Raw genomic sequence first — 22,662 nt, forward strand, 5'->3', positions numbered from 1 at the left:
TATAGCTCTACGTCTATGTTTACAGCACGGTAGATTGTCGATCGTTAGAGCTAGGCCAGTAGGACAGCAACTCAGTGCGATAGTAGTTTCCTCAGCTTGTTGTTTTTTTAGTATCTGCCCGGCGCCCGCCGCAGCAGAGCTGAAGTCGACGACGGCGTCGGATGTGTATAAGAGAGAGACGGGGGTTGGGCTGGGCTGGCATGGCCGTCCTCGGTGACAAGGCCGTATTCTAGCCGCCTTCCACGCACCAAGACCGACCAGGCCCATGGACCGCAAGCTGCTCGACCTGCTGTGCTCGCCCGACACCCGCCAGCCGCTGGCTTCGCTGGAGGCGCGCGGGCTGGACGCGCTCAACCGCGCCATCGCCGCCGGCCAGGTGGTGCGCGGCGATGGCAGCCCGCAGGGCGAGCCCCTGCGCGAGGCGCTGGTGACCCGCGACCGCCGCCAGGTCTACCGGGTCGACGACGGCATCCCGGTGCTGCTGGTCGAAGAAGCGCTGGCCACCGCCCAGGTGGCCGACTTCCCGCAGGCGTGACCGCGCCGGCCGTGTCCGCGCTTTCGCCGCCGCCTGACGCCACCGTGCTCGAGGACGTGCGCCGCGCCCTGGCCGAGGACCTGGGCAGCGGCGACGCCACCGCCGCCCTGCTGGCCGACGTGCCCGAGCGCGCCTACCTGCTGTGCAAGCAGGACGCGGTGATCGCCGGGCGGCCGTGGTTCGACGCCTGCCACCGCGCCCTCGACCCGCAGGTGCGGATCGACTGGAGGGTGGCCGAAGGCGAGCGGGTCGCCGCCGGCACCGTGCTGGCCCTGCTCGAAGGCCGCAGCCGCGCCCTGGTCAGCGCCGAGCGCACCGCGCTCAACTTCCTGCAGACCCTGTCCGGGACCGCCACCGCTACCGCCGCCCACGTCGACGCCGTGCGCGGCACCGGCGCAGCGATCCTGGACACCCGCAAGACCCTGCCCGGCCTGCGCCTGGCGCAGAAGTACGCGGTCCGCGCCGGCGGCGGGCACAACCACCGCATCGGCCTGTACGACGCGGTGATGCTCAAGGAGAACCACGTCCGCGTGGCCGGCTCGGTGGCCGCGGCGATCGCCCTGGCCCGCCGCGCGCAGCCATCGCTGCCGCTGATCGTGGAAGTGGAGACCCTCGACCAGTTGCGCGAGGCCCTGGCCGCCGGCTGCGACCGCATCCTGATCGACGACTTCACCGCCGCCGACCGCCGCGAGGCGGTGCGGATCGCGCGCGAGGCCGCGGCCGGCGGCAGCCCACGCATCCCGCTGGAAGTCTCCGGCGGCGTGGACCTGGACGGCCTGCGCGCGATCGCCGAGGACGGCGTGGACTGCATCTCCATCGGCGGCCTGACCAAGCACGTGCGCGCCGTCGACCTGTCGATGAAGCTGGGCCCGCCGCCGACGTAGGGCGCCGCTCACGCCACGCCGACCCGGCGTGGCCGATCCTCGGACCGGCACAGGGAAAGGAGCCGCCATGCCCGATCGTCGCCTCGCTCCGTGGCTGCCACTGGCGGCGCTGGCCGCCGCCGATGCCGTCGCCGCGCCGGTGGAGGTCTGCGAGCTGCCGCCGCGCTACGGCGTGGAAGCCACCGCCGCCGCGATCGTGCGCACCGCCTGCGCGGAACACCGGCTTTGGTTTCGGCCCTTCATCGAAGCCGATGGCCGCCTGGCCGAGCTGGCGGTGACCGAAGCCGAACGCGCCCGCCTGGACGACGACAGCACCCCAGCCTGGCAGCGCGTGGCCCGCTACTGGCGCGACAGCGGCACCCTGGCGTCGATGGCCGCCGGCGGCACGCCCGGCGCCGCCAGCTGCCTGCTGCCCCACGGCGAACGCGCGGTCGACAGCGACTGCCGCGCCTTCCTGCTCGACAACCCGTGGTCGGCGGCGTTCGTGTCCTGGGTGATGGTGCAGGCGGCGGTGCCCGGCTTCGGTCCCTCGCCACGGCACATGGACTACATCGCCCGGGCCTGGCGCCAGCCTGCGGCCAGTCCCTGGCTCTACGACGACCCGCACGCCGGCAAGCCGGCGCCCGGCGACCTGCTGTGCTACCTGCGCGCGGGAGCCGAGGGACTCGGCGCTGCCGGCCTGCGTTCGGCGCTGGCCGGACAGTCACCCATGCCATGGCACTCGCACTGCGACATCGTGGTCGCGGCCAATGTCGGCGGCGACCGCACCCTGTATCTGATCGGTGGCAACGTGCTCAACGCCGTGCTCATGCGCAAGCTGCCGCTGGACCGCAGCGGGCGGCTGGCGGCCGATGCCTTCGGCCCCGCGCCGGATCCAGCGGCCGCAACGGCATCGCAGTCGCAGCCTGCGGCAGCCGACGCCGCTGCAGGGGCAAGCGATGCCGGCGCGACCCGGTCGGGCACGCCCCCGGAAGACACCGCGTCCATCGCGACGCCCCGCAGCTGCAGCCCCGGCAATCCGGCCCCCTGCAGCTTCAACCATCGCGACTGGGCGGTGCTGCTCAAGCTCAAGCCGCAGGCCCAGCTCGACACCTTGGCGACAGGGTCACGGAGCACCGAGCCCCCGCTGCCGGAACCAGGGGATCTGTAGCAGCAATCGGCTACAGTGCGGCGCATGCCCAGCGTGATCCTCCTGATGATTGCCGGCGCCGCGGTGGCTGCGTTCTGGAACGCCGCCCGCGCCGCCGCCGAACGCGCCGAGACCCTCGGCCGCGATGCCTGCGCCGCCGCCGGCGTGCAATGGCTGGACCAGAGCGTGCAGGCCAACGGCCTGCGCCTGTACCGGCGCGAGGACGGCTGGCTGGGATTGGAGCGCAGCTTCCGCTTCGACTATTCCCACGACGGCATGGACCGCCACACCGGCCGCCTGGTGCTGCGCCGCGGGCGCCTGGTGTCGTTCGTCGGACCGTCCACGGGCGCGCGGATCATTCCGCTGGAGCCGCGGAACCAGGACCCGGTGTAGGAGCAGGAGGGCCTTACTTGACCACGCGCAGGTGCGGGCGCTTGCCGGCCGCGGGCGCATCGCCCGGGCCTTCCGGCGCCGGCGGCGGCGAAGGGCCGTCGCCATCGCCGCCATCGGTCGGCGGCGGCGCGCTCTCCTCGGGCAGGACCATGCCCTGCCCGGTCTCGCGGGCGTAGACCGCCAGCACCGCGCCGACCGGCACGTTCACCGGCTGGCTGACGCCGCCGAAGCGGGCGGTGAAGCCGATCCACTCGTTGTCCATGTGCAGGCCGACCACCGCCCGGTCGGCGATGTTCAGCACCACCCGGCCGTCGCGCACCGCGCCCGGCGGCACCTGCACGCCCGGCAGCCCCGCATCCACCAGGATGTGCGGGGTCATGCCGTTGTCGTTGATCCACTCGGTCAGCGCCCGCAGCAGGTAGGGGCGGTAGCTGGTCATGCGTGGTGCGTCTTCGCTCATGCGGGAAGTCTACGCTGCCGCGGCGGGAATGCGCCCTTCGCGACGGCCGCCGGCGCTCAGGCCGGCATGTCGCGCAGCTTCTTTTCCTGGTCGGTCAGGCTGCGCAGGAACCCCGGGTTGCGGAAGATCCGGTTGCCGTAGTCCTCGATCGCCTTGCCGTCCTTGGGCAAAGGCACGTCCAGCGCCTCGAGCCGCCAGATGATCGGGGCCATCGCGCAGTCGGCCAGGCTCATCTCCGGGTTGAGGAAGAACTTGCTGGCCTTGAACAGCGGCAGCGACTCGGTCAGCAGCTCCTTCAGGCGCTTGCGACCGGCCTCGGCCTGCTGCTTGTTGCCCAGCTGGATCGCCTGCACCTGCGGCACCCAGTCGTGCTCGATCCGCAGCATCGCCAGGCGCAGGCGGGCGCGGGAGAGCGGGTCGACCGGCATCAGCGGCGGGTGCGGGTAGCGCTCGTCCAGGTACTCGCTGACCACCGAAGCCGCGTACAGCACCAGCTCGCGCTCGACCAGGGTCGGCACCGAGTGGTACGGGTTGAGGTGGATCAGGTCCTCCGGCGGGTTCTGCGCGTCCACCGGGACCAGGTCGTAGGTCACGCCCTTGGCCGCCAGGACCAGGCGCACGCGATGACACAGCACGTCATCGACGGAGGAGAACAACGTCAGGGTATTGCGCATGCGCACGCTCGCTGCCATCTAGGCCTCCGACGGACCGGGATCCTCCGGCCGGACCACGCCGCCAGGCCCCTCGCCGGCGGTCGTCACTATCCCCCGAGTGTGCCGGGGAGCCCCCAAAAAGCGCAAGGCCGGGAAGACCCCGGCCCCGGCTTCCGCGGCGGCGCGCCCGGACGGGCGCGCGGCCTCAGTGCACGTCGTTCCAGTACTCCTGCTTGAGCAGGTAGGCCAGGAAGGTCAGCGCGACCAGGAACAGGATCACCCACACGCCCAGCGCCTGGCGCTTGAGCGCGGCCGGCTCGCCGGCGTACTCGAGGAAGTTGGTGATGTCGCGGACCACCTGGTCGAACTCCTGCCCCTGCAGCCGGCCCGGGTTGGTCACCACCAGCCGCTCGGGGTGGCGCTCGCCGGTGGCCGCGTCGGGCTCGCCGAACTCGGCGTGCTGCAGGCCCTGCAGCTCCCACAGCGGGTTGGGCATGGACGCGTTCGGGAACAGGGTGTTGTTCCAGCCCAGCGGCCGCGACTCGTCCAGGTAGAAGGACTTGAGGTAGGTGTAGATCCAGTCGCTGCCGCGCACGCGCGAGATCAGGCTCAGGTCCGGCGGCATCTTGCCGAACCACTTCTCGCCCTCGGCCGTGGTCAGGGCGACGTGGATCTGCTCGCCGTACTTGGCGCCGGTGAAGTTGAGGTTGGACATCACCTCTTCCTCGGTCAGGCCCAGGTCGTCGCCGATGCGCGAGTAGCGCATGTACTTGAGCGAGTGGCAGCCGGAGCAGTAGTTCATATACGCCTGGGCGCCGCGCTGCAGGGAGGCGCGGTCGGACAGGTCGTTGCCGGCCTGCTGGACCGGGCCGCCGGCGGCGGCCAGCGCGGCGGCGGAGAACAGGAGCCCGGTGGCGGCTGCGGCTAGCAGGGCAATCCACTTCTTAGTCATGCGTCGTCACCCGTTCCGGCACCGGCTTGGTCTTGTCCAGCTTGGTCCACAGCGGCATGGTCAGGAAGAAAAGGAAGTAGTAAGCGGTCAGGAAGCGGCCGACGATGGTCTCGACCGGGTCGGTGCCCGGGCCGGCGCCGATCTTGCCCAGCCAGACGAAGCACAGGGCGAAGGCGAACAGCAGCAGCTTGGACAGCAGGCCGCGGTAGCGGTAGGACTTGGCCTTGGCCCGGTCCAGCCACGGCACCGCGAACAGGATCGCGATCGCGCCGAACATTACCAGCACGCCGCTGAGCTTGTGCGGGACCACGCGCAGCATCGCGTAGTAGGGGGTGTAGTACCACACCGGCTTGATGTGCTCGGGCGTCACCAGGCGGTTGGCCTCGGTGAAGTTGTCGTGCTCGAGGAACCAGCCGCCGAACGCCGGGGCGAAGAAGATGATGAAGGCGGCGATCACCAGCATCGCGAACACGTAGAAGGTGTCCTTCACCGTGTAGTACGGGTGGAACGGCACGCCGTCGGCCGGGGCGGTCGGCGACCAGCGGTTGCCCTTCGGGCCCTTCTTGATCTCCACGCCGTCGGGATTGTTGGAGCCGACCTCGTGCAGCGCGCCCAGGTGCAGCACCACCAGCAGCAGCAGGACCAGCGGCAGGGCGATCACGTGCAGGGCGAAGAAGCGGTTGAGGGTGGCGTCGGAGGGCAGGTAGTCGCCCATGATCCACTCGGTCAGGCCGTTGCCGATCACCGGGATGGCGCCGAACAGCGAGATGATCACCTTCGCGCCCCAGAACGACATCTGGCCCCAGGGCAGCACGTAGCCCATGAAGGCCTCGGCCATCAGCACCAGGTAGATCAGCATGCCCAGGATCCACACCAGCTCGCGCGGCTTCTGGTAGGAGCCGTACATCAGGCCGCGGAACATGTGCAGGTAGACGACGATGAAGAACAGCGAGGCGCCGGTGCTGTGCATGTACCGGATCAGCCAGCCCCACTCCACGTCGCGCATGATGTACTCGACCGAGGCGAAGGCTTCCGCCGCGCTGGTCTTGAAGTGCATCGTCAGGAAGATGCCGGTGACGATCTGGTTGACCAGCACCACCATCGACAGCACGCCGAAGATGTACCAGATGTTGAAGTTCTTCGGCGCGTAGTACTCGGACATGTGCTTCCGGTACATCGGCGCCAGCGCCGGGGCGCGGGCGTTGACCCAGTCCATCACGCCGGTGGCGGTGCGCATGAAGATGTTGTTCGCCATCGCTTACGCCCCCTGCGGATCGACGCCCACGACAATGGTGTTGTCGTCGGCGTAGTAGTGCGGCGGCACGACCAGGTTGGTCGGCGCCGGCACGCCCTGGAACACGCGCCCGGCCATGTCGAAGCGCGACTTGTGGCAGGGGCAGAAGTAGCCGCCCTTCCACTCGGGGTCATAAGGCTCGGGCTTGATCTCGGCGGCCATTTCCGGCGAGCAGCCCAGGTGGGTGCACAGGCCGACCAGGACCGAGATGTCGGGCTTGATCGAGCGCAGCTCGGGATTGGCCTTGCGCACGTAGTCCGGCTGCTGGTCGGCGTTGTCGGACTTGGGGTCGCGCAGGTGGCTGTCCAGGGTCGGCAGCGCCTCGAGCACGGCCTTGGAGCGCTTGACGATCCAGATCGGTTGACCACGCCACTCCAGGATCAGGCGCTGGCCTTCCTGCAGGGCGCTGATATCCGCGGTCACCGGAGCGCCGGCCAGCTTGGCCCGGGCACTGGGGTTCCACGACTTGATGAACGGTACTGCGGCGAAACCGGCCCCGACGGCCCCCACCACGGCGGTGGTGGCGGTCAGGAACCGGCGTCGGCCCGTGTTCACGGGCGCTTGGACCTCATCGTTGGCCATCCGGCACTCCGAAAATCTTCTGCTGGTAGCGTTGGCTGCCTGCGGCAAGCCCCCGATCGACGGGGGTCGAACCGCAAAAGACGGGGAAGTGTAACGGAACGCTTAACAGGCCGACAATGGAGGCGTGCTCCGCCTCGTCGTTTTCGCGTTCCCTTGCCGCCCCCACGGCAACCCCCGGCCTAGCGCGCGGCCTGGACGCCGCGGTAGCGCTCGGCGAGCACCCCCACGCGCTGCACGTAGCGCTGGGTCTCGCTGTAGGGCGGCACGCCCTTGTAGCGGTCCACCGCACCCTCGCCGGCGTTGTAGCCGGCGGCAGCCAGGGTCAGGTCGCCGTTGAAGCGCCGCAGAAGCCAGGCCAGGTACTGCACGCCGCCGCGGATGTTCTGGCCGGCGTCGTAGCTGTCGGTGACGCCGAAGCGGCGCGCGGTGGCCGGCATCAGCTGCATCAGCCCCTGCGCCCCGACCCGCGACAGCGCCCTGGGGTTGTAGGCCGACTCGGCATGGATGATCGCGCGCACGATCGCCTCCTCGACCCCGAACTCGCGCGCGGCGGCGGCGATCTCGGCCTGGTAGGCATTGGTGTTCAGCCGCACCGTGGCGAAGCTGACCCCCGGCCGGACCCCGCAGGCGTAGCAGGTCTCGATGAAGCTGTAGGCGATGGTGCGCAGTTCCTGGGCGCCCGAGCCGCCGGCCGGCGGCCGGCTGCTGAAGTGGCGGACCCCGTCCTTCATGTAGGAATAGACCTGGCCGCTGACCCGGCGCTGGGGACCGCTGGCGCGGTGCGGGCCGGGCGGCAGCGGCGCACTGGACACCCGCATCGTGGCCGGGGCGCTGTCCACGCTGCCGGCTGCCACTGCGGGCGCCGTGGCGGCCGGCGCGGAAGCGACCGCGGTGGCGGGTTTGGAATCGGCGGCGGCCTGCGGCTGGACAGGCCTGGGCGCCTGCGCCGGGCGCGAACGGCCGCGGTCGGGCACGTAGTTGCTGAACACCGCGCACTGGGCGCCGGCGATGCGCTTGTTGACGTAGCTGGTCACGCCGTCGTCGCCGACGCAGCGGTACAGGGTGCCGGCACTGGCGGGCGCGGCCACCAGCGCGAACAGCAACAACCCCAGCATCCCCGGCATCCCCTTCATGGCGCGGAGTATCCCGGCTTCCCCCGCCCTTGCCAAGCCCTTGTCGGACAAGCGGAATCCGGCCCGGGCGGGGCCGCCCGCGGCTACAATGCCCGCCCCTGCCCGCCTGGATTAACCGCCATGACCGGGATGAACGCCACGCCGGACGCCCGTCCGGACGCCGCCATCGCGTGGAAAGCTATTCATTAAGACCCACGGCTGCCAGATGAACGAGTACGACTCGGCCAAGATGGCCGACGTGCTGGCCGAGCACGAGGGCCTGGAGCTGACCGACGACCCGGAACAGGCCGACGTGGTCCTGGTCAACACCTGCTCGATCCGCGAGAAGGCGCAGGAGAAGGTGTTCAGCCAGCTCGGCCGCTGGAAGGCGCTCAAGGGCCGAGGCCGCGAGGTGATCATCGGCGTCGGCGGCTGCGTGGCTTCGCAGGAAGGCGAAGCGATCGTCAAGCGCGCGCCCTACGTGGACCTGGTGTTCGGCCCGCAGACCCTGCACCGCCTGCCCGAGCTGATCCGCGCCCGCCGCGAGCAGAACCGGCCGCAGGTGGACATCAGCTTCCCGGAGATCGAAAAGTTCGACCGCCTGCCCGAGCCGCGCGCCGAGGGCCCGAGCGCGTTCGTCTCGATCATGGAGGGCTGCTCCAAGTACTGCTCGTTCTGCGTGGTGCCCTACACCCGCGGCACCGAGGTCAGCCGCCCGTTCGAGGACGTGCTGGTCGAGGTCGCGCAGCTGGCCGCCCAGGGCGTGCGCGAGATCAACCTGCTGGGGCAGAACGTCAACGCCTACCGCGGGCCGATGGGTGAGGGTTCAGATGAAGTCGCCGATCTCGGCCTGCTGATCCGCACCATCGCCCAGATCGAGGGCGTGGGCCGGATCCGCTTCACCACCTCGCACCCGCTGGAGTTCTCCGACTCGCTGGTGGAGGCCTACCGCGACGTGCCGCAGCTGGCCGACTACCTGCACCTGCCGGTCCAGGCCGGCAGCGACCGCGTGCTCAGCGCGATGAAGCGCGGCTACACGTCGCTGGAGTTCAAGCAGAAGATCCGCAAGCTGCGCGCGGTGCGCCCCGGGATCTCGATCTCCTCGGACTTCATCGTCGGCTTCCCTGGCGAGAGCGACGCCGACTTCGACAAGACCATGAAGCTGATCGAGGACGTGGGCTTCGACCAGAGCTTCTCCTTCATCTATTCGCGCCGCCCGGGCACGCCGGCGGCCGACCTCGAGGACGACACCCCCGAGGCGGTCAAGCACGCGCGCCTGGAACGGCTGCAGGCCACGATCAACGCCAACGCCGCGAAGATCTCGCAGGCGATGGTCGGCAGCGTGCAGTCGGTGCTGGTGGAGGGCCCGTCGCGGAAGAACCCGAACGAGCTGACCGGCAAGACCGAGAACATGCGTTCGGTGAACTTCCCCGGGCATCCACGCCTGGTCGGCCAGTTCGTGGACGTACTGATCACCGAGGCGCTGACCAACTCGCTGCGCGGGCGGGTGGCGACGCGGGACGACGTGGCGGCCTGAGCCCAGCTCAATCCAGCCGCTTGCGGAAGCGCAGGATCGCCGCGGCCATCATCACCGTGGTGAAGGCCAGCAGCGCCAGCACGTCCGGCCACAGTTCCCACAGGCTGGCGCCGCGCAGCATCACCGCCCGGACCAGGCGCAGGAAGTGGGTCAGCGGCAACAGCTCGGCGAACCACTGCACCGCCACCGGCATCCCCGCGAACGGGAACATGAAGCCCGACAGCAGGATCGACGGCAGGAACACGAAGAAGGTCACCTGCATCGCCTGGAACTGCGACCGCGCCAGGGTCGAGATCAGCAGCCCCAGCGCCAGGTTGGCCACGATCAGCAGCGTCGCCGCCAGGTAGACATGAACCAGGCTGCCGCGGATCGGCACCTGGAACAGCCATGCCCCCAGCAGCAACACCAGCCCGGTCTGGACCAGGCCGATGGCGATGTACGGCAGCACCTTGCCGGCCATCAGCTCGGCGCTGCCCACCGGCGTGGCGATCAGCAGCTCCATGTTGCCGCGCTCGCGCTCGCGCACGATCGACACCCCGGTGAACAGGACCATGGTCATGGTCAGGATCACCCCGACCAGGCCCGGCACGATGTTCACCGCCGAGCGCCGCTCCGGATTGAAGAACGCGACCACGCCGACCGGGCTGGCCGCCAGCGCGCGGGTGGCCGGCGACGCTTCGCGGCTTGCGTCCTCCACCGGCACCTGCGCCAGCTGCACCGCCGCGCTCTGCATCGCGTTGTCGCTGGCGTCGACCAGCACCTGCACCTGCTCGCGGCCCTCGGCCCGGCGGCGCTCGAAATCGGCCGGGACCACGATCCCGATGCCGTACTCGCCACGGCGGATCGCCTCCATCAGCTGCTGCGGGCTGTCGACGAAGGCCACCGGCCGCACCACCGTGGTGGCGACGATGTCCATCACCAGGGCGCGCGAGGCCGCGGTGCCGGCCTGGTCGGCGATCCCGGCCGGCAGGTCGCGCAGGTTGGTGTTGATCGCGTAGCCGAACAGCAAAAGCTGCATCACCGGGATGGCGACGATCATCGCCAGGGTGATCCGGTCGCGGCGCATCTGCCGCAGTTCCTTCAGCATCACGGCCCACAGCCGGCGCCCGTTCATGCCGCCGCCTCCGCGCCGGCGGCGCGGCCGCGGGTGGCGGCGACGAACACGTCCTCCAGGGTCGGCGCGGCCGGTTCCACCTGCGCCTGCACGCCGGCCTGGCGCAGGACCGCCTGCGCCTGCGGCGCGGCGTCGCCGGCGTCGGCCAGCAGCACCCGCAGGCTGTTGCCGATCTGGGCCACGCTCAGCACCCCGGGCGCCGCAGCGAGCGCGTGCTTGGCCTGCGCCGGCTGCGGCGCATCCACCACCAGGGTACGCCCGGCCAGGGCACCGGTCAGTTCGGCCGGGGAGCCGTCGGCGACCAGCACCCCGCGGTCGAGGATCGCCAACCGGTGGCAGCGCTCGGCCTCGTCCATGTAGTGGGTGGAGACCAGCAGGGTGGTCCCGGCGTCGGCCAGCTCGAACAGCTTTTCCCAGAAGTCGCGCCGCGACTCCGGGTCGACCGCGCTGGTGGGTTCGTCCAGGAACAGCAGCTCCGGTTCGTGGATCACCGCGCCTGCCAGGGCCAGGCGCTGCTTCTGGCCGCCGCTGAGGGTGCCGGCGAGCTGCTTCTGGCGGTCGCCGAAGCGGTACTCCTCGACCAGCGCGTCGATCCGCGCGCGCGCCGCGGGCCGCGGCACGCCCTGCACCGCTGCCAGGAACTCCAGGTTCTCGCGCACGCTCAGGTCCTCGAACAGCGAGAACTTCTGGGTCATGTAGCCGATCCGCCCGCGCAGGGCCTCGGCCTGCTCGGGGATGCGCAGGCCCAGCACCTCGATCTCGCCGGCGCTGGGGGTGAGCAGGCCGCAGAGCATGCGGATGGTGGTCGACTTGCCCGAGCCGTTCGGGCCGAGGAAGCCGTAGACGTGGCGCCTGGGCACGGTCAGGTCGACCCGGTCGACCGCGCGCAGCGCGCCGAAGCGCTTGCTCAGGCCGCGGGCGCGGATCGCGACGTCCGCGTCCGCCTGCGCGCCGGCCTCCTCAGCGCGCATCGAACTCGACCCGCACCGGCAACCCGGCCGGCAGTTCGCCCACGCCCTGCCCTTCCAGCTGCACCTCGGCCAGGTAGCTCAGGCGCGCGGCGTCCTTGCCGGTCAGGGCGTAGTACGGGGTGAACACCGGCTCGCTGCGGACCATGCGCACGCGGCCCTGGAAGTTGCGCGCGCCGTCGGCGCCGACCTTCACCGTGGCGCCGCCGCCGACCGCGACCTGCGCGCGCAGGGTTTCGGGCACGTACACCCGCGCGTGCGGCGCCTCGCCGACCAGCAGCACCGCCAGCGGCGCGCCGACCGGGGCCTGGTCGCCGAGCCGGTACGGCAGGCTGTCGATCCGCCCGGCGCGCGGCGCGACCAGGTCGAGCTTGCCGGTGGTCACCTCCTGCGCCTGCAGCTGGGCCTGGGCGGCGGCCAGCGCGGCCTCTGCCTGGGCGACCTGTTCGGGCCGGGTGCCGTTACGCAGTTCCGCCAGTACCGCTTGGGCCGCATCCACCCCGGCCTCGGCATCGGCCGCCGCCGCGCGGGCGCGGTCGACCTCGGCCGCGGCCACCAGCTGGCGCTGGCCGAGCGGACGCAGGCGCGCGTAGTAGGCGCCGGCGTCGCGGGCCTGCGCCTGCGCGGCCGCCAGCTGCGCGCGGGCCTGGGCGATGTCCTCGGCACGGGCGCCGTTGCGCAGTTCGGCCAGCGCATCCTGCTGGCGCGCGACCTCGGCCCGGGCCGCGGCCAGCTGGGCCTGGCCGCGGTCCTGCTCCAGGGTCAGCAGGCGCGCGCCGGCGACCACCTGTTCGCCTTCGCGCACGGCGATGTCGACGATCCGCTCGGCCGCCGGCGCCGGCAGCGCGATGCGGTCGTACTCCAGGGTGCCCAGCGCCTGCGGCGGCGGATCGGTGCAGGCGGCCAGCGCCAGCGTCGCCAGCAGCGGGACGGCAAGGGAGAGACGGTTCATGCGGGCATCTCCAGTCCGCGCTCGAGCAGGGCGAGCGCATGGGAACGGATGGCGTCGGCGCCGAGCCCCTCGCTGGCGAACAGCTGCCGCCAGATCGGCATGCCCGCGGCGGGCAGCAGGGTCAGGCCGACCAGCGAGACCATCAGCAGGCGCGGGTCCAGGCCCGGGTTGAGCCGGCCGGCGGCCTGTTCGGCGGCGAAGCGCGCGGCCATCAGCCGGGCCACGTCCGGCGCCAGCCGGGTCACCAGCAGTTCGCGCAGGCTGCCGCCCTCGCTGACCACCTCGCGGATCCACAGCGGCGGCAGCCAGGGATGGCGGGCGACCAGCGCGCAGACCTTGTCCACGAACGCGGCCAGGACTTCGCGCAGCGACGCGTCGGGCATGCCCACGAGGGTCGTGCGCAGCTCGGAGAACGCCGGCACCAGGCGCTCGCCGATCACCGCCTCGCGCAGGCCGGCGGCATCGTCGAAGTAGTAGTGCAGCAGGGCCGGGGTCACCCCGGCCTCGGCGGCGATGTCGCGCAGGGATGTGGCGGCGATGCCGCGGCGCACGTAGCAGGCCAGCGCGGCATCCAGCGCGGCGGCGCGGCGGTCGCCCTCGCCGGCCGGGCGGCCGCGCGGCGCGGGCTTGCGCCGGGAGCGCGGGGCCGCGGCGGCGTTCGCGGGGCGGGACGGGGCGGGCGGTGGAGGACGACGTCCGGGATTCATGGCCGAGGAAATTAATTCAACGTTCAATTAATTGCAATCCGGACTGCCGGCGCAGGGTGCGGACCGCGTCCCTTCGACACCGGCCGCGACCGCCGTGCGCTACCCTGCGCGCCTATGCCAAGCACCTCCCATCGCGACTTCACCCTGGAACCGGCGGACACCGAGCGCCTGGCCAACCTCGCCGGCCCCTTCGACCAGCACCTGCGCCAGATCGAGCTGCGCCTGGGCGTGCAGATCTCCAACCGCGGCCCGGTGTTCCGGGTCGAGGGCGGGGGCGAGGCCGTCGCCCGCGCCGAGCACCTGCTGCAGGCGCTGTACACCGAGGCCGCCGAGACCACCTTCGACAGCCACGCCATCCACCTGCGCCTGAACGAGGCCAACGTCGACCGGGTCGACGACGCCGGCTACCAGCCGCAGGAGGTCTCGGTGCGGGTGCGCCGCGGCACCATCCGCGGCCGCGGCGCCAACCAGGCCCGCTACCTGCACGCCATCGCCAGCCACGACATCAACTTCGGCATCGGCCCGGCCGGTACCGGCAAGACCTTCCTCGCGGTGGCGATGGCGGTGGACGCGCTCAACGAGTCGCGGGTGCAGCGGCTGGTGCTGGTGCGCCCGGCGGTGGAGGCCGGCGAGAAGCTCGGCTTCCTGCCCGGCGACCTGAGCCAGAAGGTCGATCCCTACCTGCGCCCGCTGTACGACGCCCTGTACGAGATGCTGGGCGTGGAGAAGGTGGTCAAGCTGCTGGAGAAGAACGTCATCGAGATCGCGCCGCTGGCCTACATGCGCGGGCGCACCCTCAACGACGCCTTCGTGATCCTGGACGAGGCCCAGAACACCACCATCGAGCAGATGAAGATGTTCCTGACCCGGCTGGGCTTCGGCTCCACCGCGGTGGTCACCGGCGACATGACCCAGGTCGACCTGCCCAAGCACGTGAAGTCCGGGCTGAAGGACGCGATCGAGGTGCTGCGCGGGGTGGACGGGGTCAGCTTCACCTTCTTCGAGGCCCGCGACGTGGTCCGCCACCCGCTGGTGGCGCGCATTGTCTCCGCCTACGACCGCCGCGACGCGCAGGACCGGGAGACGGGAGCGGCGCCATGACCAGGGGCCCCCTCCGCCTCGACGTCGCCGTCAGCTACGCCGTGCCGCGGGCCGGCGTGCCGGCGGCGGTGAGCTTCCGCAAGTGGGTGGCCGCGGCGCTGAAGAACCGCATCCGCGAGGCCGACCTGGCGATCCGGATCGTCGACGCCAAGGAAGGCCGCGCGCTCAATCACCACTACCGGGGCAAGGATTACCCGACCAACGTGCTCAGCTTCCCGGCCGAGCTGCCGGAAGGACTGCCCAAGGGCGTGAAGCTGCCCTTGCTGGGCGACCTGGTGATCTGCGCGCCGGTGGTGGCGCGCGAGGCCAGGGAACAGGGCAAACCGCTGGCCGCGCACTACGCCCACCTGACCGTGCACGGCGCGCTGCACCTGCTGGGTTGGGACCACGAGGACGACAAGGAGGCCGAGGCGATGGAACAGCTCGAGCGCGAGATCCTGGCCGACCTCGGCCTGCCCGATCCCTATGCGGGGGAGTGAAGCGATGGAATGGCGCACCGGCCTGGCCTTGCTGCTGCTCGCACCGTTCTCCGCCTTCGCCCAGGATGATGACGCCGCGATCGCTCCGCCCGACCTGCCGGCGCTGATTGAATGCCGCGCCGACTACCCGGCGCTGCTGGCGCTGGCGCCGGTGATCACCGACCCGCTCGCGGCCGTGGCCCTGGGCTGGCGCCCGCAGGTGCAGGCCAACCCGTTCATGCTCGAGTACCGGCTCAATACCCCGATCACCGTGTTCGGCCGCCAGACCGACCACATCGCCTTCGCCGGCGAGGCGGTGATGGCGGTGCTGGACCTGGCCGAGCCGCGCACGCTGGCGCGCGAACTGGAGCTGGAGACTGGGATCGACACCCCGCGCAAGGCGCTGTTCGGGCGCGAGGTGCGGGTCACCGAACTGCCGCCCGGCGAGGACGGCGTGCCCTGGGTGGAATCGGCGATCCTCAACGTCTCCAACGTCGACTCGCATCCCGGCAAGACCCTGGCCGGCTGCAGCTACAGCCGCGGCCCGGTCGAGGACGAGGACGAGGACGAAGCACCGGAACAGGCCCCGGCCGCGCCGACCCAAGCCGCGGCGGCGCCCTCGCCCGCCGCCGCCGTTCCGCGCTAGACTCCGGGCCAACGCCGGGTTTCCCGGTGCCCTTCCACCCCCGATGTCAGAAGACGACAGTAGCGGCCGACCCGCATCCGAGCCGCACGAAAGGCGGCGCAACTGGCTCGAGCGCATCAGCGCCGCCTTCTCCGGCGAACCCGACACCCGTGAGGACCTGCTCGCGCTGCTGCGCGACGCGCAGGGCGACGGCCTGATCGACGCCGACACCCTGCGCATGATGGAAGGCGCGCTCTCGGTCTCCGAACTGACCGTGGGCGACGTGATGGTCTCGCGCTCGCAGATGGTCTCGCTGCCAGCCGACGCCCGCTTCCTGGACCTGGCCAAGCAGGTGGTCGAATCCGGCCACTCGCGCTTCCCGGTGCACGGCGAGGACCGCGACGAGATCCTCGGCATCCTGCTGGCCAAGGACCTGCTGCGCGGGGTGGTCGCCGACAACGGCCCGGGCGACATCCATTCGCTGCTGCGGCCGGCGGTGCTGATCCCCGAGTCGAAGAAGCTCAACGTCCTGCTCAAGGAATTCCGGCTCTCGCGCAACCACATGGCGATCGTGGTCGACGAGTACGGCGGGGTGGCCGGGCTGGTCACGATCGAGGACGTGCTGGAGCAGATCGTCGGCGAGATCGACGACGAGCACGACGAGGCCGAGGACGCCAGCGCGCTGATCGCCGCCCAGGCCGACGGCCAGTACGTGGTCGACGCGCTGACCCCGATCGGCGACTTCAACGAACGCTTCGGCGCGGACTTCAGCGACGACGAGTACGACACCATCGGCGGCCTGGTCACCGAGGCCATCGGCCACCTGCCCGAGTCCGGCGAGGAACTGACCCTGGGCCGCTTCGCCTTCCGGGTGATCCGCGCCGACGCGCGCCGGGTGCGCGCGTTCCAGGTCGGGGTGCTGCCGCCGGAGCCGGAGGACGCGGACTGATGCGTCCGCGGGCGGGCGCCGCGCGCGCGCTGATGTTGTGCCTGTTGCTGCTGGCCGCCCTGCTGCCGGCGCTGGCCGCGGCCGCGCCGCGGATCGGGGTGATGACCATGCAGCCGGGCGAAGTGTTCTTCGAGCGCTTCGGCCACGACGCCATCCTGGTGGTCGACCCGGCCACCGGCGCCGCCACTTCGTACAACTTCGGCTACTTCGACCCGACCGAACCGGACTTCGTCGGCCGCTTCGTCCGCGGCGAGATGATGTACTGGCTGGTCGCCCTGCCCGCGGACCAGGACCTGGCCCAGTACCGCGATGCCGGACGCGGGGTGAGCGTGCAGTGGCTGGACCTGGAACCGGCGCGGGCGCAGGCGCTGGCCGACGCCCTGGCCCGGCGCGCACGCCCGGAGAACGCACGCTACCGCTACGACTACTTCACCGCCAACTGCGCCACCCAGGTCCGCGACGCCCTGGACGAGGCGATGGGCGGTGCGCTCAAGGCCCAGTTGGCCGGGCGCTCGCGCGGCAACAGCTACCGCAGCGAGGCCGTGCGCCTGGCGCGGCCGGCGCCGTGGATGTGGCTGGGCTTCGACCTCGGCCTGGGCCCCTACGCCGACCGCCCGCTGTCGCGCTGGGACGAGGCCTTCGTGCCGATGCGCCTGGCCGACAGCCTGCGCGAGGTCCGCAACGACGCCGGACGGCCGCTGGTCCAGGCCGAACAGCAACTGCTGCCGCACCGGATCGCTCCCGAGCCGGCCGAGCGGCCGCGCCGCGCCTGGCCCTGGGCCGTGGCCGGACTGGCGCTGGCCGCGGTCATCCTCGCCCTGCGCCGCCGCGCGCGCCTGCTCGGCGCCTTCGCCGCCCCGTTCTGGCTTGCGTGCGGGCTGGCCGGCGCGCTGATGCTGTACCTGTGGGGCTTCACCGCGCACCAGGCCGGCTGGGCCAACCGCAACCTGTGGCTGCTCGATCCGCTGTGCCTGCTGCTGTTGCCCGGCGCGATCGCGCTGATGCGCGGCCGCATGCCCGGCCGCTTGTTCCGGATCGTGCTGTGGACCGTGGCGGCGCTGGCCGCGCTGGGCTGGGTGCTGCAGTGGCTGAGCCCGGCGCCGCAGTACAACCTGCCCTGGGTCGCACTGCTGCTGCCGGTGCACGCGGCGCTGGCGTTCGCGCTCGGCCGGCGCAGCTGACCTTCCGCCGCCGCGCCGCACCTTGCCGCACGCGCCCGCACGGCGCAGGATGCGCGCCATGGACATCCAGGCCACGCCCGCCCATCCTGCCTGCGTCGTCAACTGCGCCTGGTACGACGGCGAAGGCCGCCGCCACGACCTGGCCCTGAAGCAGCTCAGCGACAAGCTGGAGGAAGGCGCGCCGGGCTTCGCCTGGGTCGGCCTGTACGATCCTTCCGAAGCCGTGCTGCTGCAGCTGCAGGAGGAACTCGGCCTGCACCCGCTGGCGGTGGAGGACGCGCGCAACGCCCACCAGCGGCCCAAGGTCGAGGCCTACGGCGACACCCTGTTCCTGGCCGTGCACACCGCGCAGATGGTCGACGGCCAGATCCGCTACGGCGAGACCCATGCCTTCCTCGGCGCCCGTTTCCTGCTGACCGTGCGCCACGGCGCCTCGCTCTCCTACGCCGCCGCCCGCACCCGCATGGAGCGCGAGCCGGAGCTGCTGCGGCAGGGCCCGGCGATGGCCCTGTACGCGGTGCTCGACTTCATCGTCGACAACTACGCCCCGATCGTGGACGAGCACCGCGACACCCTGCGCACCCTGGAACGCGACATCTTCTCCGACACCTACCGCCGCTCGATCGTGGTGCGCCTGTACGACCTCAAGCGCGACCTCACCTACATGCGGGTGGCGGTCTCGCCGCTGCAGGACGTACTGGCCCAGCTGATGCGCAGCCAGGCCGCGCAGGGCCAGCTGGTGGTCGAACAGGTACGCGTCTACCTGCGCGACGTGCACGACCACGTCCTGCGGATCAACGACTCGATCGACACCCTGCGTGACATGCTCGGCACCGCGCTGAGCGTGAACCTGTCGCTGGTCACCCTGGCCCAGGGCGAGACGGTCAAGCGCCTCGGCGCCTGGGCCGCCTTGCTGGCCGCGCCGACCCTGGTTACCAGCTGGTACGGCATGAACTTCGCCCACATGCCGGAGCTGCAGCCGCGCTGGGCCTATCCCCTGCTGATCGTCGGCGTGGCCGCGGTCTGCATCGGCCTGTACCGGCTGTTCAAGCGCGCGCGCTGGCTGTGAACGGCAAAGCGCGCAGGCGACGACCGTGACCGCGCACGCACTACGACCAAAGTCGCACCGCCGTCCACGCGCCGCGCATTGACCTGCCCGGTGCGCGGGACGACCCTTGTCCGACCCCTACGGAGGCACTGAGATGAAGTCGTTCTCGAAGGTCGCATGGGCTGCGCTGGCCCTGCTGGGCGCGTTCTGCCTGGGTACCGTGGCCCTGCGCCGCGGCGAGCACATCAACGCCTTGTGGATCGTGGTCGCCGCGGTCTCCATCTATCTGGTCGCCTACCGCTACTACGCCCTGTTCATCGCCGACAAGGTGATGGGCCTGGACCCGAGCCGGGCCACCCCGGCGGTGCTCAACAACGACGGCCTGGACTACGTGCCGACCAACAAGCACGTGCTGTTCGGCCACCACTTCGCCGCCATCGCCGGCGCCGGCCCGCTGGTCGGCCCGGTGCTGGCCGCGCAAATGGGCTACCTGCCCGGCCTGTTGTGGCTGGTGGTCGGCGTGGTCCTGGCCGGTGCGGTGCAGGACTTCATGATCCTGTTCATCTCCTCGCGCCGGAACGGGCGCTCGCTGGGCGACCTGGTGCGCGAGGAGATGGGCCAGGTGCCCGGCACCATCGCCCTGTTCGGCGCCTTCCTGATCATGATCATCATCCTGGCGGTGCTGGCGATGGTGGTGGTCAAGGCCCTGGCCGAGAGCCCCTGGGGCATGTTCACGGTGATCGCGACCATGCCGATCGCGATCCTGATGGGCATCTACATGCGCTACATCCGGCCCGGGAAGATCGGCGAGATCTCGGTGGTCGGCCTGATCCTCTTGCTGGCCGCGATCTGGTTCGGCGGCAAGGTCGCCGCCGACCCGACCTGGGGCCCGGCCTTCACCTTCACCGCCACGCAGATCACCTGGATGCTGATCGGCTACGGCTTCGTCGCCTCGGTCCTGCCGGTGTGGCTGCTGCTGGCCCCGCGCGACTACCTGTCCACCTTCCTCAAGATCGGCACCATCATCGCCCTGGCGATCGGCATCGTGATCGTGATGCCGGACCTGCGGATGCCGGCGCTGACCCAGTTCGCCGCCAGCGGCGACGGCCCGGTGTGGAAGGGCGGGATGTTCCCGTTCCTGTTCATCACCATCGCCTGCGGCGCAGTCTCGGGCTTCCACGCGCTGATCTCCTCCGGCACCACGCCCAAGCTGCTGGCCAACGAGGGCCACGCCCGCTACATCGGCTATGGCGGCATGCTGATGGAATCGTTCGTGGCGATCATGGCCCTGGTGGCGGCCTCGATCATCGACCCGGGCGTGTACTTCGCGATGAACAGCCCGGCCGCGGTGATCGGCCCGGACGCGGTGTCGGCCGCGGCCCACATCACCCAGCAGTGGGGCTTCACCATCACCCCCGAGGACCTGGAACGCACCGCCGCGGCGATCGGCGAGCCGACCATCCTGCACCGCGCCGGCGGCGCGCCGACCCTGGCGGTGGGCATCGCCCAGATCCTGCACGAGGCCATCCCCAGCGGCAGCGACGCGATGATGGCGTTCTGGTACCACTTTGCGATCCTGTTCGAGGCGCTGTTCATCCTCACCGCGGTGGACGCCGGCACCCGCTCGGGCCGCTTCATGCTGCAGGACTTGCTGGGCAATTTCGTCCCGGCCCTGCGCCGGACCGAGTCCTGGGGCGCGAACATCATCGCCACCGGCGGCTGCGTGGCCCTGTGGGGCTACCTGCTGTACACCGGCGTGGTCGATCCGTTCGGCGGCATCCAGACCCTGTGGCCTTTGTTCGGCATCTCCAACCAGATGCTGGCCGGGATCGCGCTGATGCTGGCCACGGTGGTGCTGTTCAAGATGAAGCGCGATCGCTACGCCTGGGTCACCATCGTCCCGGCGGCATGGCTGCTGATCTGCACCACCTGGGCGGGCCTGATCAAGATCTTCGACTCCAACCCGGCGCAGGGCTTCCTGGCCCAGGCGCGCAAGTTCCAGAACGGGATCGCCTCGGGCGAGGTGCTGGCCCCGGCCAAGACCATGGACCAGATGCACCAGGTGGTGACCAACGCCTACGTCAACACCGGGCTGACGGCGCTGTTCCTGCTGGTGGTGTTCGCGATCCTGGCCTACTCGGTCAAGGCGATCCTGGCCGCGCGCGCGACCGGCCTGCGCACCGACCGCGAGACCCCGTACGTCGCCCTGACCGCCGAGCAGCAGGCGGCGCAGGCCAACCTCTAGGAGCCGGCCATGGGCACCGCACTCGTCCCGCTCGAACACTTCGCCGCGCACAGGCGGGTATGGCGCAGGCTGGTCCAGACCGCGCGCCTGTGCTGCGGCATCCCGGACTACGACAACTACGTCCGGCACATGCTGGAGAAGCACCCGGACCGCGAGCCGATGGACTACAAGACGTTCTTCCGCGAGCGGCAGGAGGCGCGCTTCGGCGGCAGGAGCGGGTTCCGCTGCTGTTGAACGGCGGCGGGCCGCCTGGCGGCCCGTCGGTTTCCCTGTCGTGGCGCGGACGTCAGCGCGCGCCGGCCGGCGCCGGGAAGTTCACGTAGACCGGATTGCCGACCAGCAGCAGGCGCCCGTCCGGGGAACGGACATCGGCCCTGAGCCAGTGGCGATGGCCATCGCTGCGCCAGGCCCATGCCGGCGCCTTTCCGCTGACGGGCAGGTCCGCGGTCTGTTCGACGCGGCCGTCAACGATCCATTCCACGCGCGCATCCACCACGCCTTCGACGCGCAGTTCCAGCCCGACCTCGCCGCCAGCTGGCACGGCCAGCCCGGCACCCATCCGAACGGACCGGCCGCCCTGTGCAGCCGTCATCTCCATGACCGCGCCGCTGCCTTCCACGTCGATGTAGACGCGGCCCGAGCGTATCCCGTCCAGCAGCGCGTCCTGCGACAGCGACCTCGCGAACACCACCGTCGTCGGACTGCCGATCCGGCTCTTGCCGAACTGCGTGGTCCGCAGCGCGGCGTCGTGGTTGTCGCTGCCGCCGATGGCGGTCAGGCGATACCCTTCGTCCAGGCGCGCCTGCCAGAACGGGATGCCCGAGACCGGCGTGCCGGCGTCCGCACCGTTGATCGCTTCCACCGCCGCCACCCGCGACCAGTCGGTGCCTTCCCGCGGCTGCCAGCCGCAGCCCATGCAGCGCTCGTCGCTGGGCAGCGCCGGATGGTTGACCGACACCGGCAGCGCGCGCCGCTGCGTTTCCCGCAGCAGGCGGCTCCAGTCGGTGGTGCCGCCGACGCGGAAGTCCAGCGCGCCCTGGATGCCGAACACGTTGGCGTGTCCCTGGAAGGTGGTGATCTCCACGCCGGGCACCAGCAGCAGGCGGTCGAAGTACGGCTGCAGCGCGCGCAGGTCCTGCAGATGCGAGAGCGTGTTGTGCTCGGTGACCGCGACGAAGTCCAGCCCACGCGCGGCCGCCGCCTGCAGGGTCAGGAACAGCGGGCACGGCACCCGCGTGCCCGACTGGCTGGCGCAGCTGGCGTCGCTGTGCCCACTGTGCAGGTGCAGGTCGCCGCGGTACCAGCCGGGGCGGTCGGCCAGGTTCGTCTGCAACGCGTCCGGCAGGGCCTCCGGCGCGGCGGCCGGTGCCAGGTGGATGCGCGCCGTGTAGTCGGACACCTGCCCGGCACGGATGTTCGGCACGCCCAGCAACAGCTTCCATTGCCCCGGCGGCAGCGGCCCGCCGCGGTACGACGGCGTGGCGTCGTCCGAGGCCACGGTGAACAGCCGCTTGTTGCCGCCGCTCCAGCCGCGCAGGCCGGCCGGATCGATCAGCCCCAGGTCGATCCTGGTGCGCTGCTCACGGCCGGTGTAGTCGAATTCGACCGTGATCCGCCCGGTGCCCGGCGGCACTTGGAACGGCACCTCCACGTAACTCTGGTGCGCACTCGCCTCGATGCGGCCGCGCAGGGTCAACACGCCATCTTCGGCGTTGGCCATCAGCGCGGCCAACGCCATGCACCACCCCGCCAGCCAGGCCTTCCTTCTCGTGCCCACGTCGTT

At 71.1% G+C, this 22,662-nt stretch carries 24 protein-coding genes; 13 read left to right on the top strand and 11 right to left on the bottom strand.

Translation table 11 applies throughout. The features are described from left to right. Positions 1-265: 265 nt before the first annotated feature. The 4 genes from CSC62_RS15630 (at position 266) to CSC62_RS15645 (ending at position 2,941) form a co-directional block, all read left to right on the top strand. The gene (locus tag CSC62_RS15630; protein ID WP_162407617.1) at positions 266-535 is read left to right on the top strand and encodes a Trm112 family protein; all 270 of its coding nucleotides are present in this window, start codon (positions 266-268) and stop codon (positions 533-535) included. Between the two features lie 11 nt (positions 536-546). Then, positions 547-1,419, top strand: coding sequence for a carboxylating nicotinate-nucleotide diphosphorylase (gene nadC, locus CSC62_RS15635; RefSeq protein WP_211369026.1), 873 nt, complete (start codon positions 547-549; stop codon positions 1,417-1,419). A 67-nt stretch (positions 1,420-1,486) separates the two neighbouring features. After that, positions 1,487-2,569, top strand: a complete 1,083-nt coding sequence (locus CSC62_RS15640; RefSeq protein ID WP_162407619.1) for a DUF2272 domain-containing protein — start codon at positions 1,487-1,489, stop codon at positions 2,567-2,569. Positions 2,570-2,593: 24 nt separating this feature from the next. Next, positions 2,594-2,941: a DUF3301 domain-containing protein gene (locus CSC62_RS15645; RefSeq protein ID WP_162407620.1), complete on the top strand. Its 348-nt coding sequence runs from the start codon at positions 2,594-2,596 to the stop codon at positions 2,939-2,941. A 13-nt stretch (positions 2,942-2,954) separates the two neighbouring features. Here CSC62_RS15645 and CSC62_RS15650 read toward each other — a convergent pair whose 3' ends face one another. The 6 genes from CSC62_RS15650 to CSC62_RS15675 all read right to left on the bottom strand — a co-directional run bounded on the left by CSC62_RS15650 (position 2,955) and on the right by CSC62_RS15675 (position 8,015). Further along, positions 2,955-3,401 carry a ClpXP protease specificity-enhancing factor gene (locus CSC62_RS15650; protein ID WP_162407621.1) on the bottom strand — a complete coding sequence of 149 codons (447 nt, stop codon included), beginning with the start codon at positions 3,399-3,401 and terminating at the stop codon, positions 2,955-2,957. Between the two features lie 56 nt (positions 3,402-3,457). Next, positions 3,458-4,093 (bottom strand): glutathione S-transferase N-terminal domain-containing protein, encoded by a 636-nt coding sequence (locus CSC62_RS15655; protein WP_162407622.1) that lies wholly within the window; start codon positions 4,091-4,093, stop codon positions 3,458-3,460. Between the two features lie 166 nt (positions 4,094-4,259). After that, positions 4,260-5,006, bottom strand: coding sequence for a cytochrome c1 (locus CSC62_RS15660; protein ID WP_162407623.1), 747 nt, complete (start codon positions 5,004-5,006; stop codon positions 4,260-4,262). Then, a complete protein-coding gene (locus CSC62_RS15665) occupies positions 4,999-6,261 on the bottom strand; it encodes a cytochrome b (protein WP_162407624.1) in 1,263 nt (420 codons plus the stop codon). Before CSC62_RS15665 ends, CSC62_RS15660 begins: the two co-directional genes overlap by 8 nt. A 3-nt stretch (positions 6,262-6,264) precedes the next feature. Then, on the bottom strand, positions 6,265-6,882 hold the full coding sequence (petA, locus tag CSC62_RS15670; protein WP_162407625.1) for a ubiquinol-cytochrome c reductase iron-sulfur subunit: 618 nt from the start codon (positions 6,880-6,882) through the stop codon (positions 6,265-6,267). 179 nt (positions 6,883-7,061) lie between these two features. Further along, on the bottom strand, positions 7,062-8,015 hold the full coding sequence (locus tag CSC62_RS15675; RefSeq protein WP_162407626.1) for a transglycosylase SLT domain-containing protein: 954 nt from the start codon (positions 8,013-8,015) through the stop codon (positions 7,062-7,064). Positions 8,016-8,220: 205 nt separating this feature from the next. Here CSC62_RS15675 and miaB point away from each other — a divergent pair, with 205 nt between their 5' ends. Continuing rightward, positions 8,221-9,531, top strand: coding sequence for a tRNA (N6-isopentenyl adenosine(37)-C2)-methylthiotransferase MiaB (gene miaB, locus CSC62_RS15680; protein WP_162407627.1), 1,311 nt, complete (start codon positions 8,221-8,223; stop codon positions 9,529-9,531). 7 nt (positions 9,532-9,538) lie between these two features. Here miaB and CSC62_RS15685 read toward each other — a convergent pair whose 3' ends face one another. From CSC62_RS15685 to CSC62_RS15700, 4 genes are read right to left on the bottom strand one after another with little or no spacing between them, the layout of a single operon-like run. Next, positions 9,539-10,645, bottom strand: a complete 1,107-nt coding sequence (locus CSC62_RS15685; RefSeq protein ID WP_162407628.1) for an ABC transporter permease — start codon at positions 10,643-10,645, stop codon at positions 9,539-9,541. Further along, on the bottom strand, positions 10,642-11,571 hold the full coding sequence (locus CSC62_RS15690) for an ABC transporter ATP-binding protein (RefSeq protein WP_162407643.1): 930 nt from the start codon (positions 11,569-11,571) through the stop codon (positions 10,642-10,644). Before CSC62_RS15690 ends, CSC62_RS15685 begins: the two co-directional genes overlap by 4 nt. A gap of 34 nt (positions 11,572-11,605) precedes the next feature. Continuing rightward, positions 11,606-12,565 (bottom strand): HlyD family secretion protein, encoded by a 960-nt coding sequence (locus tag CSC62_RS15695; protein WP_162407629.1) that lies wholly within the window; start codon positions 12,563-12,565, stop codon positions 11,606-11,608. Further along, positions 12,562-13,272 carry a TetR/AcrR family transcriptional regulator gene (locus CSC62_RS15700; protein ID WP_162407630.1) on the bottom strand — a complete coding sequence of 237 codons (711 nt, stop codon included), beginning with the start codon at positions 13,270-13,272 and terminating at the stop codon, positions 12,562-12,564. The genes CSC62_RS15695 and CSC62_RS15700 overlap by 4 nt, the downstream gene beginning before the upstream one ends. A gap of 114 nt (positions 13,273-13,386) precedes the next feature. On the opposite strand from CSC62_RS15700, the gene CSC62_RS15705 reads away from it, so the two are divergent. From CSC62_RS15705 to CSC62_RS15740, 8 genes are all read left to right on the top strand, one after another. Next, a complete protein-coding gene (locus CSC62_RS15705; RefSeq protein ID WP_162407631.1) occupies positions 13,387-14,373 on the top strand; it encodes a PhoH family protein in 987 nt (328 codons plus the stop codon). Continuing rightward, positions 14,370-14,852, top strand: a complete 483-nt coding sequence (ybeY, locus tag CSC62_RS15710; protein ID WP_162407632.1) for an rRNA maturation RNase YbeY — start codon at positions 14,370-14,372, stop codon at positions 14,850-14,852. The genes CSC62_RS15705 and ybeY overlap by 4 nt, the downstream gene beginning before the upstream one ends. A 4-nt stretch (positions 14,853-14,856) precedes the next feature. Next, positions 14,857-15,477: a hypothetical protein gene (locus CSC62_RS15715; RefSeq protein WP_162407633.1), complete on the top strand. Its 621-nt coding sequence runs from the start codon at positions 14,857-14,859 to the stop codon at positions 15,475-15,477. Between the two features lie 43 nt (positions 15,478-15,520). Beyond that, positions 15,521-16,405 carry a CorC family transporter gene (locus CSC62_RS15720; protein ID WP_162407634.1) on the top strand — a complete coding sequence of 295 codons (885 nt, stop codon included), beginning with the start codon at positions 15,521-15,523 and terminating at the stop codon, positions 16,403-16,405. Further along, positions 16,405-17,586, top strand: a complete 1,182-nt coding sequence (locus CSC62_RS15725; RefSeq protein ID WP_162407635.1) for a lipoprotein N-acyltransferase Lnb domain-containing protein — start codon at positions 16,405-16,407, stop codon at positions 17,584-17,586. Before CSC62_RS15720 ends, CSC62_RS15725 begins: the two co-directional genes overlap by 1 nt. A gap of 58 nt (positions 17,587-17,644) precedes the next feature. Further along, entirely contained in the window at positions 17,645-18,655 is a 1,011-nt protein-coding gene (locus CSC62_RS15730; RefSeq protein ID WP_162407636.1) for a magnesium and cobalt transport protein CorA, read from the top strand. A gap of 133 nt (positions 18,656-18,788) precedes the next feature. Continuing rightward, the gene (locus tag CSC62_RS15735; RefSeq protein ID WP_162407637.1) at positions 18,789-20,879 is read left to right on the top strand and encodes a carbon starvation CstA family protein; all 2,091 of its coding nucleotides are present in this window, start codon (positions 18,789-18,791) and stop codon (positions 20,877-20,879) included. Between the two features lie 9 nt (positions 20,880-20,888). Then, positions 20,889-21,113: a YbdD/YjiX family protein gene (locus CSC62_RS15740; RefSeq protein WP_162407638.1), complete on the top strand. Its 225-nt coding sequence runs from the start codon at positions 20,889-20,891 to the stop codon at positions 21,111-21,113. 52 nt (positions 21,114-21,165) lie between these two features. Here CSC62_RS15740 and CSC62_RS15745 read toward each other — a convergent pair whose 3' ends face one another. Continuing rightward, the gene (locus CSC62_RS15745; protein WP_246194493.1) at positions 21,166-22,656 is read right to left on the bottom strand and encodes a CehA/McbA family metallohydrolase; all 1,491 of its coding nucleotides are present in this window, start codon (positions 22,654-22,656) and stop codon (positions 21,166-21,168) included. Positions 22,657-22,662: the final 6 nt, after the last annotated feature.

The sequence above is a fragment of the Pseudoxanthomonas jiangsuensis genome, assembly GCF_010093185.1.
GTDB lineage: Bacteria > Pseudomonadota > Gammaproteobacteria > Xanthomonadales > Xanthomonadaceae > Pseudoxanthomonas > Pseudoxanthomonas jiangsuensis.